Source organism: Vibrio sp. Vb2880 (assembly GCF_033337975.1).
Lineage (GTDB): Bacteria > Pseudomonadota > Gammaproteobacteria > Enterobacterales > Vibrionaceae > Vibrio > Vibrio alginolyticus.
On the sequence record NZ_JAWORT010000020.1, the window covers coordinates 68,736 to 82,501 of the forward strand.

The following is a 13,766-nucleotide window of genomic DNA, read 5'->3' on the forward strand; positions in this document are numbered from 1 at the left end:
CAAATATACAGTTACATTAGATAGAGACACCTTATGTCACGCACAATTATGGCTTTTGACTTTGGAACCAAAAGCATTGGTAGCGCTATTGGCCAAGAAATTACTGGTACAGCTTCCCCATTAAAAGCCTTTAAAGCCAATGACGGTATTCCAAACTGGGACGATATCGAAAAGCAAATCAAAGAGTGGCAACCAGATTTGCTAGTGGTCGGTTTACCGACCGATCTGCATGGTAAAGACCTTGAGACCATAACCCCTCGTGCACGAAAATTTGCTAAGCGTCTGCAAGGCCGATACGGATTGCCAGTTGAACTGCATGATGAGCGTTTATCTACAGCAGAAGCTCGTGCGGAGTTGTTCAGCATGGGCGGCTACAAAGCCCTATCGAAAGGTAATGTTGACTGCCAGTCAGCAGTGGTGATTCTAGAAAGCTGGTTTGAAGCCCTTTGGGGTGAGTAAACACTTCAAGCACAATGAAAAAAGGTTGGCTCCTGCCAACCTTTTTTGTTTCTGGATTGGATTAATCCATATCGATCTTAACGTTCGCCAAACTGCCCGTAGAGAATGCTTCACCACGCTGCGTTTTCAACATCAAGCGCAGATCATTTGCCGAGTCGGCACTATGTAGTGCATCCTCTTCGCTGATCTTACCTTGCATCACTAACTTATAAAGAGATTGATCGAACGTCAGCATACCAAACTCATTTGAGCGAGCCATGGTTGACTTCAACTCATGTAAATCTCCGCGACGAATCAAATCCGACACACGTGGACTATTTAGCAAGATCTCAAATACACCATGACGTCCCTGCCCATTTTTATCTCGGATCAACTGCTGACCAACCACGCCTTTTAGGTTCATCGACAAATCGAACAAGAATTGTTCTTTTTGATCTTTCGGTACCAAGTGAAGAATGCGCTCTAAAGCTTGGTTTGCATTGTTGGCGTGCAACGTTGCCATACACAGGTGACCCGTTTCGGCGAAGGTCATCGCGTATTCCATTGTTTCACGGCTACGGATCTCACCAATCAAAATCATATCTGGTGCTTGGCGCAGCGAGTTTTTAAGCGCAACTTCATAGCTTTCCGTATCTAACCCAACTTCGCGTTGAGTCACGATACAACGCTTGTGTTCATGCACGAATTCGATCGGATCTTCGACCGTCAAAATGTGCCCGGTTTTATTGCTGTTTCGATAGCCTGTCATCGCCGCCATAGTGGTCGATTTACCCGAACCAGTAGCACCGACCACCAGCACCAAACCACGCTTAGCTATCGCCAAATCTTGCAACACTAACGGTAACTTTAACTGCTCAAAAGTAGGAATATTAGTTTCAATACGACGAATCACTGCGCCTGGTAACTCGCGTTGAAAAAAGGCACTCACACGGAAGCGACCACAATCTCTCACAATGGCAAAATTCGACTCGCGACTTTTACGAAATTCCTGACGCCGATCTGGTTCCATAGCGCTGTCGAGTAATGCAGCCACATCGCTCTCGGTAAGTTTTTCCCCTTGCGGACGCAATTCGCCATCCACACGAAATAGAATTGGCGCTCCAACCGTGATGTAAAGATCCGACGCTTTCAGCGCCAGCATGCCTTCGAGAAATTTATCTAGATCCATCTTCCGTATTCACCATTATCTGTATGAACGTTACGAGAATTGCTGCACTTCTAATCCGATCTTACTATCGACCTCTTCACGAGCAACCATGCCTTGCGCCATTAACTGACGAGCATTTTGCTCCATGGTTTGCATGCCGTGAGCCGCACCTGTTTGAATGATCGAATACATCTGCGCGACTTTGTCTTCGCGGATCAAGTTACGAATCGCAGGCGTTGCCATCATAATTTCATGGCATGCAATACGGCCACCACCATTACGCTTCAGAAGCTTTTGCGCGATAACCGAACGAAGGGACTCAGATAGCATCGAGCGGACCATATCTTTATCACTACCAGGAAAAACATCGATAATACGGTCAATGGTTTTTGCCGCCGAGCTGGTGTGCAACGTCCCGAAAACTAAGTGACCCGTTTCTGCCGCCGTTAAGGCAAGGCTGATGGTTTCTTTGTCACGCATCTCACCAACCAGAATAACGTCTGGGTCTTCGCGCAATGCACTACGCAAAGCATTTTGGAAACTATGGGTGTCACGGTGAACTTCACGCTGGTTGATCAAACATTTATTGTTGTTGTGAACAAATTCAATCGGATCTTCAATTGTGAGTACGTGCTTGTTGTGATTACGGTTAATGTAGTCAACAATGGCTGCTAAGGTCGTCGATTTACCTGAACCTGTTGGGCCAGTGACCAGAACTAAGCCTTTTTCAGCGTTCGCAATTTTTTTGAAGATCTCTGGCGCTTCTAGCTCTTCCAGAGTTGGAATGCTACTTGGAATGGTACGGAATACTGCCGCACAACCGCGAGATTGGTTGAAAGCGTTGACACGGAAACGGCCAACGTTATGCAACTCAAAAGAGAAATCGACTTCGAGTTTTTCTTCGAATTCACTGCGTTGGGCATCGTTCATGATTTCGAAAACCAAACGATGCACTTCTTGGTGTGTAAACGCTGGAATGCCTAGTTTTCTCACATCCCCATCAATACGAACCATTGGTGGGACACCTGCAGAAAGATGTAGATCCGAGGCATTATGTTTTACACTAAAATCCAGTAACTCAGTGATATCCATTTAAAATCCTTAAGTCTAAAGTACAGCTATGAGTAGTATTCAACAAAATATTGAACATATCACCTCTCAAATTCGATATGACGAGCAAAAATGTGGTCGAACTCCAGAGTCAGTGCAACTTCTAGCGGTAAGCAAAACTAAACCTGTCGAGGCAATTCTCGAAGCCTACCAAGCGGGACAAACCGCCTTTGGTGAAAACTACGTTCAAGAGGGCGTCAGTAAAGTTCAGCACTTTGCCGAGCATTATCCAGATAATCGAATCGAATGGCACTTCATTGGCCCGATTCAATCCAATAAATCGCGACTTGTTGCTGAACATTTCGATTGGGTTCACACCATCGATCGAACCAAGATAGCTCAACGCCTGAATGATCAGCGGCCAAGCGAACTTAAACCGCTACAAGTTCTGATTCAGGTTAACACCAGTGGTGAGGCATCTAAGTCTGGTGTCACTGAAGCGGAAGTATTCGAGCTGGCGGAGTTGATTTCTCGCCTACCTAACCTCACTTTAAGAGGGTTGATGTCGATTCCTGCCAACGTGTCTGACTACGAATCACAACTCCGTGAATTTCAGAAGTTGGCTACGTTGAAGCAAACACTCGAAGCACAGTTCCCAGAAATCGATACATTATCAATGGGAATGAGTGGTGATATGACCGCTGCAATCGAAGCTGGTAGTACAATGGTTCGTATTGGAACCGCTATTTTCGGCGCACGAGACTACAGCTAAATCAACAAAACGCTCACTCGCGACATAAGTTATGTCGTCAATCGTTAGAGCGTAAATGCGCAATCATCTTACTCGCCAATAGGAGCAGTAAGTAACAGCGGCGCCATTATACACCTGAGCGCACAACAAATTCTAAATATCATGATGGAAATCAGACAAATGGAACATAAAAAAATCGCCTTCATTGGTGCTGGCAACATGGTGAGAGCCATTGTTTCAGGCTTGGTTGCTAACGGATACCCAGCGCAAAACATTACCGCGACGGCTCCTTCAGAGGCTCGCCGCCTTCTGCTAGAACAAGATTTTGGCATCCGTACCACCAGCGATAACATCCAAGCTGCGACCGAGGCGGATGTGGTGGTATTGTCTGTGAAACCGCAAATGATGGCGAATGTCTGTAAACCACTGCAATCGATCGATTTCACTAATAAACTGGTGATTTCTATTGCCGCAGGCATCAACTGTTCTCGATTGGATGATATGCTAGCCACCAAATTGAACTTGGTTCGTGTTATGCCAAATACGCCATCACAACTTGGGTTGGGTATGAGTGGGTTATTCGCACCAACTCATGTAACCGAGCACGACAAAGCTTTTGCCGCAGAGTTAATGGAAGCTGTCGGTAAAGTATGTTGGGTTGAGCAAGAGTCAGGTATCAATAATGTGATTGCCGCAGCGGGCAGTGCTCCAGCATACTTCTTCCTGTTTATGGAAGCGATGCAAGCAGAAGCGATTGCGCAAGGCTTTGATAAAGAGACTGCTCGACTATTGGTTCAACAAGCTGCATTGGGCGCGGCCAGTATGGTGGTTAGCAACCCAGAAACTGAGCTATCGACCCTGCGTGAGAACGTGACATCGAAAGGTGGGACAACGGCAGAAGCACTACGTACATTCAACGAACATCAACTTTCAGATATTGTCGCTAAAGCCATGCAAGCTGCTGTGGCTCGCGCGGAAGAAATGGAAAAACTGTTTTAATTATTTGGATGAACTCCGTTTAGTATCATCCATCACTTGTTAAGGGTACCTTATGAATTCAATGAGTTTTCTCATCTCAACCCTATTTGACCTGTACATCATGGTCGTAATTTTGCGAATTTGGTTGCAAGCTGCGCGCGCAGACTTCTACAACCCATTCTCGCAATTCATAGTAAAAGCGACTCAGCCGGTCATTGGTCCATTGCGCCGCGTTATCCCTTCCGTGGGGAATATTGACCTAGCAACCGTGTTGTTTGCCTACGTGTTGTGTGTGCTTAAATTTGTCGTGCTTATCCTAATAGCTTCGAACGGTTCCGTCTCTTTCAGCGCTGATTTCTTATTCTTGGGCTTATTATCATTAATCAAAGCCGCAGGTGGCCTATTGTTCTGGGTACTATTGATCCGTGCAATTTTGAGCTGGGTAAGCCAAGGCCGCAGCCCTATCGAGTACGTATTCCATCAACTGACCGAGCCAATGTGCGCTCCAATCCGTCGTATTCTTCCGGCTATTGGTGGTCTTGATTTAAGCGTACTGGTGTTATTTATCGGCTTGCAGTTCGCGAACTTCTTAATGGGCGATATCATTGGTCCAATTTGGTTCCAGCTATAATGTCAGCTGCAGTTTGGCAAGATGGTGAGGACATCATCCTGAAGCTCTATATTCAACCTAAAGCTAGCCGCGATAAAATCGTTGGCTTGCATGGTGAAGAGCTAAAAATCGCCATTACTGCTCCACCTGTCGATGGCAAAGCTAATGCACACCTAACTAAGTTCTTAGCCAAGCAGTTTAAAATCGCTAAGGGCTTGGTTCACATAGAAAAAGGTGAATTAGGACGGCACAAACAAATTCGGATAGAATCGCCTACCCAGATACCGACAGAAATTAAAGCCATCATATGATGGCTTTTTATTTACGATTTTGTACCACACTTACTAATACCAACGACTGAGTACGCATTTTTTACCCCCTGACCAAGGTAAAATTGCAGCTATGGTTGTTTTATAACAAGTGCTTTGAGGAAGTAACAATGAGCAAATGGATTACCGCATTACTGATTAGCCTGTTGTCGTTACCAAGCTTCGCCGATCAGTTTAAAAATATGAAAGATATCGAAGTACACTATGTAGCGTTTAACTCAACATTCCTAACACCCAAAGTCGCACGTAGCTACGATATCAAACGTAATGGATACCTCGCTGTGGTTAATATTAGCGTGTTAGATAGAGCTTCATTGGGTAAGCCAGCATTAGAAGCAAAAATTGCTGGACGCGCGAAGAACCTTATCGGCCAAACTCAGACCTTGACCTTTCGTGAAGTCAAAGAAGGCAATGCGATATACTATTTAGCCGAACTGCCAATTACCCACGAAGAAACTTTTACTTTCGATATTGACGTAAAAGCTGGAAACAAAGGCTCAGGTAAGCTTAAATTCACCCAGAAGTTTTATGTTGAAGAGTAATTGGGTTGTGATGTTCCAAAAGCTTTTGGATCTAAGCAGGCTAAAAACCACTTATTAGTTAAAGAATATCTAGAGGAGAACGATTTGTTCTCCTCTATCACTATTAAAAGAGATTCCCATGAAAAAAATTGTGCTAGCAACTGGTAACCAAGGCAAAGTTCGTGAAATGGCAGATTTGTTGTCTGACTTCGGCTTTGAAGTATTAGCGCAAAGTGAATTCAATGTATCGGAAGTAGCTGAAACGGGTACAACTTTCATTGAAAACGCAATCATTAAAGCTCGCCATGCCGCACAAGAAACAGGGCTTCCTGCGATTGCAGATGACTCTGGCTTAGAAGTCGATTTCTTAAAAGGCGCTCCGGGCATTTACTCTGCACGTTACGCAGGCGAGAGCGCATCTGATCAAGAGAATCTAGAAAAATTGCTAGCGGCAATGGAAGGCGTACCAGAAGCAGAGCGTACAGCACGTTTCCACTGTGTATTAGTCCTCATGCGTCACGAGAACGACCCAACGCCTATCGTCTGTCACGGTAAATGGGAAGGCCGAATTCTAACTGAAGCACACGGTGAAAATGGCTTTGGCTACGACCCAATCTTCTTTGTTCCTGAAGACAACTGTGCGTCAGCCGAACTTGAACCTGCACGTAAGAAACAACTGTCTCACCGCGGTAAAGCGCTCAAGTCGTTGTTTGCTCAACTGTCTGAGCAAGTGTCTCAGTAATCACGAGCGAATTAGACCATGTTAACGCCCCCAGCACTCAGCTTGTATGTACACATCCCGTGGTGTGTGCAAAAGTGCCCGTATTGCGACTTTAACTCTCACGCGCTCAAAACCGAGATTCCAGAAGAAGAGTACATCAGTGCCCTTTTAGAAGATTTGGATACCGACATTGAGAAATACCGCCTTAACGAAGCGCCACGCCCACTGCATTCAATCTTCATTGGTGGTGGTACGCCGAGTTTGATTTCGGCAGAAGGCATCGAGCGTCTACTTAAGGGCATTGAAGCGCGTATTCCGTTCAAGCCTGAAATCGAAATCACCATGGAAGCGAATCCAGGCACCATCGAAGCAGAGCGTTTTGTTGGCTACCGCAAAGCTGGTGTAACGCGTATCTCTATCGGCGTACAAAGCTTTGAGCAGCAGAAGCTTGAGCGTTTGGGGCGCATTCACGGCCAAGACGAAGCCGTCAATGCTGCTAAGCTGGCGCACCAAATCGGTTTGAACAGCTTTAACCTCGATCTCATGCACGGCTTACCTGATCAAAGCATCGAACAAGCCTTGGCAGATTTGGACAAAGCGATTGAGTTGGCACCGCCGCACTTGTCTTGGTATCAGCTGACCATCGAACCAAACACCATGTTTTACTACAAGCCACCAACGCTACCTGACGATGATGACTTGTGGGATATTTTCGAGCTCGGACACCAAAAACTTGCAGCCGCGGGTTATGTGCAATATGAAATCTCCGGTTACAGCAAGCCGGGCTATCAGTGTCAGCACAACCTCAACTACTGGCGCTTTGGTGATTACCTTGGTATCGGTTGTGGCTCTCATGGCAAACTCAGTTTTACCGACGGACGTATTATTCGAACGACAAAGGTAAAACACCCGCGAGGCTATTTAGCGGCTTATCAAAATATGGTCAAACCTTATCTGCATACAGAACATGTCGTCGCGGATGAAGATCGTCCATTCGAGTTTTTTATGAACCGATTCCGCTTAATCGAAGCCTGTCCGAAGCAAGATTATGTGGACACCACGGGCTTACCGCTTAGTACGATTCAAGAAACCATCGACTGGGCGATAGAAATGGGCTACCTGAGTGAAACGGCTACCCATTGGCAAATTACTGAAAAAGGGAAGCTCTTCCTTAATGATTTGCTCGAAGCCTTTATGGCCGAAGAAAGCGAAGAGTAACGCAACCCCAAAACAAAAAAAGCCTCTCAATTGAGAGGCTTTTTATTTAGAAACTGTGCCGTCCTAAATAAGGTTGACACATTTCCAACATTAGAAAATTGAACGGCCAATTCGCTCTGAGAGCAGCTCAAGCGCCTTAGTACCCGCAAGCGAGTTACCTGAAGGATCAAGCTCTGGAGACCATACTGAAATGGTCATTTCACCAGGTACTACCGCGATAATGCCACCACCAACACCAGACTTACCAGGCATACCAACGCGATAAGCAAACTCGCCCGCGCCATCATACAAGCCACACGTTGCTAACAGTGCATTAAGTTGTTTGGTTTGCACAGGAGAAACTACAGGCTTACCCGTTTGTACCGATGTGCCCTTGTTTGCTAAATAGCTAAACGTTTTAGCCAAATCGACGCAACTCATCTTCAGCGCACAAGCGTGGAAGTAGTTTTGTAGTACTGGAATCACTTCATTTTCGAAGTTGCCAAACGAACGCATGAGATATGCAATCGCCGCATTACGGTCACCATGCATCATTTCGGATGCCGCAACGACTTTGTCATACACAATATGGGTATCACCAGAAAGCTGACGCACAAACTCCAACAGGCGCTGACGAGGCGCAGATAAGCGAGTTTGTAACAAATCCGCCACTACTATCGCTCCAGCATTTATAAATGGATTACGAGGAATACCTTGCTCCATTTCTAGCTGGATTAGCGAATTAAATGCCTGCCCCGAAGGCTCTTTTCCCACTCGAGACCAAATTTCTTCTTGCTTGTACAAGCACATCGCTAACGTCAAGCTCAATGCTTTTGAAATAGATTGGATAGAGAAAGGTTCATCGGCATCACCCGCCTTAATAACCTCACCTTCGTTGGTGTATACCGCAATACCTAACTTGTTGCTGGGTACTTTTGCCAGAGCAGGAATGTAATCAGCCACTTTACCTTGGCCGATTAAAGGGCGTACTTCCGCCAAAATATCTGTCAAAATTTCCACTGTCGGTTTCATTCTCTACCTTCTATTTACAAGAGAACTCGTTGAGCTCAGAGGTAAAAAAAGCCAACGTGTCGTTGGCTTTTCCATAGGGTTCGTTCGACTCAAGTCGATTATGGTTTTACTGCCACAATAATATTGCGGTTGATAGATTGATCAACACGGTGAAGATAACCGATGTAAGGCTCTTCTGAAAGTACCTTCCAACCTTGCTCTTCAAATAATGCCGCGACATCTTTCCATTTCAATGTGAATTCATTGAAAGACAACACCACTGAACCTTGCTTTTTCAATACCACTTTCCATGCAGGCAGAGCCTCTTTTAAAAGCTCTAGTGGGCTGCGGTTCAGTTTGCTGTCCTTGGCATTTTTGCTGCCGTGCTGCACGCCATAAGGCAGATCAGACACCATCACATCAACTGAGTTCTTTTTCACGACTTGATCAGCGATACGAGTATCAGCCGAATACAGCTTCATAAACTGAAGATTGCCTTGGTTGTAATCTTCTTTATTTGCTGCAGCTTCAACCACGAAACCATCCGCCACTTTCTTGCCACCCGCAGTGCGCTTTTCTTTGCTCACTTTGTGCTTAAAGCGGCCATTCTTCATGAACTTAACAATAAAGGTCTGGATCTCTTGCACCCACTTGGCGTTGATCTCAACCCCTACCACGTTCAAACCGTGGATCAAGCCTTCAAATAAGGTTGTACCTTTACCACACATTGGATCCATTAAGGTCAGTTGTTCACTTCCCGTATTGGACGCACTAATGCCGATATTCACCATCAAACGGGTAAACTGCTCGTTTGTTTTCCCGGTGTAGCGCAAAATCTGGCTCATACTTTCCGGGAAAGTGTTAAATACGGGCGCTTGAACTGGTCGAAGTAAACCATCTTCGCGCACTTCAAATAGCGCATAGTAAATCGAAGAGGCTGCGATTCTTCGCGACTGCTCATCGGTTAGCGCTTCCTGACAAGAAAACACCAACGCAGCAGGTAAGCCAACGTCTTTACTACCAATTTCTGTCACATCCACGCCTTGTGAAGCTAAAATTGCTTTTAGCTCAGAACAGGCAATGGTCATTGCGCTATCAAAGTAAATTCGGTTATGACCCGGATTCGCTAATATCGCGTAATGGTACATCCCATGAACTCCTCTGGTTACGCAATACGCTTATATTTGATATCCCAAACACCGTGACCAAGACGGTGACCACGAGCTTCAAACTTCGTTAGCGGGCGATCGTCTGGACGAGGAACGAAATCACCATCTTTAGCAATGTTTTCGAAACCTGGCGCTTGGTTCATCACTTCAATCATGTGCTCTGCGTAGTTTTCCCAGTCGGTCGCCATGTGGAAAATACCTTCATTAGGGATAAGCTTCTCACGCACCATTTCCGCAAAACCCAATTGAACAATACGACGCTTGTGGTGACGCTTCTTATGCCAAGGGTCTGGGAAGAACAATTGCAGTGTCGATAAGCTGCCATTTGGGATCATGTGTTCGAATACTTCTACCGCATCGTGACACATTACACGCAGGTTAGTAATTCCCGCTTCGCGAGCATCGGCAAGACAAGCACCAACGCCTGGGCTATGAACTTCGATACCGATGAAGTTTTTCTCTGGCGCGTTCTTTGCCATTTCAACCAATGAAGCACCCATACCAAAACCGATCTCAAGCACTACTGGGTTATCGTTGCCAAACACTTCTTTCCAATCGAGAAGTTCAGCTTTGAAGTCAATACCCATCGTAGGCCAGCATTCATTCATCGCGCTCTCTTGACCTTTAGTCAAACGCCCTTCACGGCGTACAAAACTGCGGATTTTGCGGATCAGCTTTCCGTCTTCGTTGTATTCGTTAGTGGTTACTTCACTCATTGATTTTGCCTGCACATTGATTAATCAAAGCGGGGATTATCCAAAGAATTTACTTAGGTGCAAGTATTTGTTGAGCTCTTGGTCTATGGCAACCCAAAAGCAACGACACACCTCTTTATATCCCTACTGTTTATCCGTTGTACTTCTTGCCCATTATGTGGTGCAATTTTGCACCTAACCAATAATAGAATACAGAGCAAGTCGTGACACCTTTCGCCAGTGCCATCCTAGTATGGTATGACGCATATGGAAGAAAAGATCTTCCGTGGCAACAAAATAAGACCGCATACAGTGTCTGGTTGTCTGAAATTATGCTTCAGCAAACTCAGGTCACTACGGTTATTCCGTATTACCAACGTTTCTTGGAACGCTTTCCAACCGTGATCGATCTTGCCAATGCTGAGCAAGATGAAGTCCTACACCTTTGGACTGGCTTAGGGTATTACGCCCGAGCCCGTAACCTTCACAAAGCAGCACAAGAGGTCGCCTCTACATACAATGGTGAGTTTCCTCTTGATATAGAGAAAATGAACGCCCTACCGGGGATTGGTCGCTCTACTGCTGCCGCCATTTTATCGTCTGTGTATAAACAACCACACGCGATTCTTGATGGTAACGTGAAGCGCACCCTATCCCGCTGTTTCGCAGTCGAAGGATGGCCAGGACAAAAAAAGGTTGAAAACCAGCTGTGGGAAATTGCCGAAACGCATACCCCACAAACGGATGTAGATAAGTATAACCAGGCAATGATGGACATGGGCGCAATGGTCTGCACTCGCAGCAAACCCAAATGTAGCCTCTGCCCTGTTGCTGACCTGTGTGTGGCAAAACAACAAGGTAATGTGCTCGACTACCCGGGCAAAAAACCGAAGAAAGATAAACCAATCAAGCAAACTCGTTTCGTGATGCTTCACCACAACACCGAAAATGGTCATAAGGTGTGGTTGGAGCAAAGACCACAAACAGGCATTTGGGGTGGCTTATTCTGCTTCCCACAAACCGAACATGTGGATGCAGAAAGCGACATTGAATTGCTACTGGATCAACGCGGCATTCAAGCCAGCAATATCAAACAGAAGCAAACACTGATTACCTTTCGTCATACATTCAGCCATTACCACCTAGATATCACGCCAATTTTGATTGATTTATCAAAGCAACCGGACGTGATAATGGAAGGCAACAAAGGTCTTTGGTATAACTTATCTAAACCTGAAGAAGTCGGTTTAGCCGCGCCAGTAAAACTATTGCTGGAAACGCTACCCCACGAACTTCGTTAATTGAATACAAGGAGTCATTATGAGCCGCACTGTATTTTGTGCTCGACTAAAGAAAGAAGGCGAAGGTCTAGACTTTCAACTTTACCCTGGTGAACTAGGTAAACGCATTTTCGACAACATCTCGAAAGAAGCGTGGGCTCAGTGGCAACACAAACAAACCATGTTGATCAACGAGAAGAAACTCAACATGATGGATCCAGAACACCGCAAACTGATCGAAACAGAAATGGTAAATTTCCTCTTTGAAGGAAAAGACGTTCATATCGAAGGTTACACACCTCCGAGCGAATAAAGTCGCTTGAGTTAAACAATGACATCACAACCATTTGTGGTGTCATTTTTCTATTACCTTCAATAACTCTGATACTTATGAAAAAAATTGTCTTTATTGCTGCCGCACTTTTAATGGCAGGCTGTAGCCGTGAATTCGTCGAAAAGATTTATGACGTCAACTACGAGCCAACAAACCGTTTTGCCAATAACTTAGCTGAGCTACCAGGACAATTTGAAAAAGATACTGCGGCGCTAGATGCCTTAATCAATAGCTTTTCAGGCAATATTCAAAAGCGCTGGGGTAAAAAAGAAATCAAGTACGCTGGCAAGAGTAATTACGTTAAGTACATCGATAACTACCTTAGCCGCGCCGAGGTCGACTTTCGCAAAGGCGTGATCACGATAGAGACCGTATCACCGACCGAGCCCCAAAAACACCTAAAAGACGCGATTGTCACCACCTTATTAACACCAGACGATCCCGCTCACGTCGACTTATTCTCCTCTAAAGGTATCACGTTAGAGGGGCAACCATTCCTGTATAAACAAGTTGTCGACCAAGACAATAAGCCAATTCAATGGTCTTGGCGGGCAAACCGATTTGCGGAATACCTCATCGCAAATAAAATAAAAACCAAAAATGTAGATTTCAAGAAAGCGTATTATGTCGAAATTCCCATGGTTGAAGACCACTTTTCAACACGCAGCTACCAATACGCCGATATCGTGCGTCGAGCTTCCAAGAAATACGACATTCCAGAAGACTTGATATACGCCATTATTAAAACCGAGAGCAGTTTCAACCCATACGCGGTAAGTTGGGCAAATGCATATGGCCTAATGCAAGTTGTACCTAAAACAGCGGGACGAGATGTGTTCAAACTCGTGAAAAAGCGCTCGGGCCAACCAAGCCCTGAATATTTGTTTAATCCAGAAAACAACATAGATACTGGTACTGCGTATTTCTATATCTTAAAAAATCGTTATTTAAGAGAAGTCCGCCACCCTACCTCTCTCGAGTACAGCATGATTTCAGCTTACAATGGCGGTACTGGAGGAGTTTTAAACACATTTCATCGCAGTGATCGCAAACGCGCAATGCAAGATCTTAATTCATTGCAACCCAACCAAGTTTATTGGGCGTTAACCAAGAAACACCCGAACGCAGAAGCGCGTCGCTACCTAGAAAAAGTTACAAATTTCAAAAAGGAATTTAACTCGAAGCAAACTTTGTAGTGACAGTTGAATAAAAAGCGTTCGAACAACCACTTTTTTGAAATTATTTAAAAAAAGTGGTTGACGCAACGCGGGAAAATCCGTTTAATAGCGCTCCGTTGCCCGGATAGCTCAGTCGGTAGAGCAGAGGATTGAAAATCCTCGTGTCGGTGGTTCGATTCCGCCTCCGGGCACCACAATTTGATTTGTTGGTGTCTTAACGAAATGTTATAACACGGACAAAAGCACAAAGAATAAAGTGTGCCGACTTAGCTCAGTAGGTAGAGCAACTGACTTGTAATCAGTAGGTCACCAGTTCGATTCCGGTAGTCGGCACCA

At 45.3% G+C, this 13,766-nt stretch carries 16 protein-coding genes and 2 tRNA genes; 13 read left to right on the forward strand and 5 right to left on the reverse strand.

Annotated features, from left to right (window positions below; genetic code table 11):
* The first annotated feature begins 33 nt into the window (after window positions 1-33).
* The gene (ruvX, locus tag R7M92_RS19090) at window positions 34-459 is read left to right on the forward strand and encodes a Holliday junction resolvase RuvX (RefSeq protein WP_005381017.1); all 426 of its coding nucleotides are present in this window, start codon (window positions 34-36) and stop codon (window positions 457-459) included.
* A gap of 61 nt (window positions 460-520) precedes the next feature.
* Here the strand turns inward: ruvX and R7M92_RS19095 are convergent, their stop codons facing one another.
* Together R7M92_RS19095 and R7M92_RS19100 are read right to left on the reverse strand one after the other, a co-directional pair.
* A complete protein-coding gene (locus tag R7M92_RS19095; protein WP_005381016.1) occupies window positions 521-1,627 on the reverse strand; it encodes a PilT/PilU family type 4a pilus ATPase in 1,107 nt (368 codons plus the stop codon).
* Between the two features lie 30 nt (window positions 1,628-1,657).
* Window positions 1,658-2,698, reverse strand: coding sequence for a type IV pilus twitching motility protein PilT (locus tag R7M92_RS19100; RefSeq protein WP_005381015.1), 1,041 nt, complete (start codon window positions 2,696-2,698; stop codon window positions 1,658-1,660).
* A gap of 28 nt (window positions 2,699-2,726) precedes the next feature.
* On the opposite strand from R7M92_RS19100, the gene R7M92_RS19105 reads away from it, so the two are divergent.
* The 7 genes from R7M92_RS19105 (at window position 2,727) to hemW (ending at window position 7,784) form a co-directional block, all read left to right on the forward strand.
* Window positions 2,727-3,428 (forward strand): YggS family pyridoxal phosphate-dependent enzyme, encoded by a 702-nt coding sequence (locus R7M92_RS19105; RefSeq protein ID WP_005384521.1) that lies wholly within the window; start codon window positions 2,727-2,729, stop codon window positions 3,426-3,428.
* Between the two features lie 159 nt (window positions 3,429-3,587).
* Window positions 3,588-4,406: a pyrroline-5-carboxylate reductase gene (proC, locus tag R7M92_RS19110; protein ID WP_213964534.1), complete on the forward strand. Its 819-nt coding sequence runs from the start codon at window positions 3,588-3,590 to the stop codon at window positions 4,404-4,406.
* A 52-nt stretch (window positions 4,407-4,458) separates the two neighbouring features.
* The gene (locus tag R7M92_RS19115; protein ID WP_005381012.1) at window positions 4,459-5,016 is read left to right on the forward strand and encodes a YggT family protein; all 558 of its coding nucleotides are present in this window, start codon (window positions 4,459-4,461) and stop codon (window positions 5,014-5,016) included.
* Window positions 5,016-5,306 carry a DUF167 family protein YggU gene (gene yggU, locus R7M92_RS19120; RefSeq protein ID WP_005381011.1) on the forward strand — a complete coding sequence of 97 codons (291 nt, stop codon included), beginning with the start codon at window positions 5,016-5,018 and terminating at the stop codon, window positions 5,304-5,306. Before R7M92_RS19115 ends, yggU begins: the two co-directional genes overlap by 1 nt.
* Window positions 5,307-5,434: 128 nt before the next feature.
* On the forward strand, window positions 5,435-5,866 hold the full coding sequence (locus R7M92_RS19125; protein WP_005381010.1) for a DUF4426 domain-containing protein: 432 nt from the start codon (window positions 5,435-5,437) through the stop codon (window positions 5,864-5,866).
* Between the two features lie 118 nt (window positions 5,867-5,984).
* Window positions 5,985-6,587 (forward strand): XTP/dITP diphosphatase, encoded by a 603-nt coding sequence (locus R7M92_RS19130; RefSeq protein ID WP_005381009.1) that lies wholly within the window; start codon window positions 5,985-5,987, stop codon window positions 6,585-6,587.
* 18 nt (window positions 6,588-6,605) lie between these two features.
* A complete protein-coding gene (gene hemW, locus R7M92_RS19135) occupies window positions 6,606-7,784 on the forward strand; it encodes a radical SAM family heme chaperone HemW (RefSeq protein WP_154205022.1) in 1,179 nt (392 codons plus the stop codon).
* Between the two features lie 90 nt (window positions 7,785-7,874).
* On the opposite strand, the gene glsB is transcribed toward hemW, so the two are convergent.
* From glsB to trmB, 3 genes are all read right to left on the reverse strand, one after another.
* Entirely contained in the window at window positions 7,875-8,795 is a 921-nt protein-coding gene (gene glsB / locus R7M92_RS19140; RefSeq protein WP_005381007.1) for a glutaminase B, read from the reverse strand.
* Between the two features lie 98 nt (window positions 8,796-8,893).
* Entirely contained in the window at window positions 8,894-9,922 is a 1,029-nt protein-coding gene (locus R7M92_RS19145; protein WP_154205021.1) for a TRM11 family SAM-dependent methyltransferase, read from the reverse strand.
* 17 nt (window positions 9,923-9,939) lie between these two features.
* A complete protein-coding gene (gene trmB / locus R7M92_RS19150) occupies window positions 9,940-10,659 on the reverse strand; it encodes a tRNA (guanosine(46)-N7)-methyltransferase TrmB (protein ID WP_005384506.1) in 720 nt (239 codons plus the stop codon).
* A gap of 203 nt (window positions 10,660-10,862) precedes the next feature.
* Between trmB and mutY the strand changes: the two genes are divergently transcribed.
* The 5 genes from mutY to R7M92_RS19175 all read left to right on the forward strand — a co-directional run bounded on the left by mutY (window position 10,863) and on the right by R7M92_RS19175 (window position 13,766).
* The gene (gene mutY / locus R7M92_RS19155) at window positions 10,863-11,939 is read left to right on the forward strand and encodes an A/G-specific adenine glycosylase (protein WP_318134002.1); all 1,077 of its coding nucleotides are present in this window, start codon (window positions 10,863-10,865) and stop codon (window positions 11,937-11,939) included.
* 19 nt (window positions 11,940-11,958) lie between these two features.
* Window positions 11,959-12,231: an oxidative damage protection protein gene (locus R7M92_RS19160; RefSeq protein ID WP_005381002.1), complete on the forward strand. Its 273-nt coding sequence runs from the start codon at window positions 11,959-11,961 to the stop codon at window positions 12,229-12,231.
* Between the two features lie 77 nt (window positions 12,232-12,308).
* Entirely contained in the window at window positions 12,309-13,448 is a 1,140-nt protein-coding gene (mltC, locus tag R7M92_RS19165) for a membrane-bound lytic murein transglycosylase MltC (RefSeq protein ID WP_005381001.1), read from the forward strand.
* A 100-nt stretch (window positions 13,449-13,548) separates the two neighbouring features.
* Window positions 13,549-13,624: transfer RNA gene (locus R7M92_RS19170), tRNA-Phe, on the forward strand.
* 66 nt (window positions 13,625-13,690) lie between these two features.
* A tRNA-Thr gene (locus tag R7M92_RS19175) sits at window positions 13,691-13,766 on the forward strand.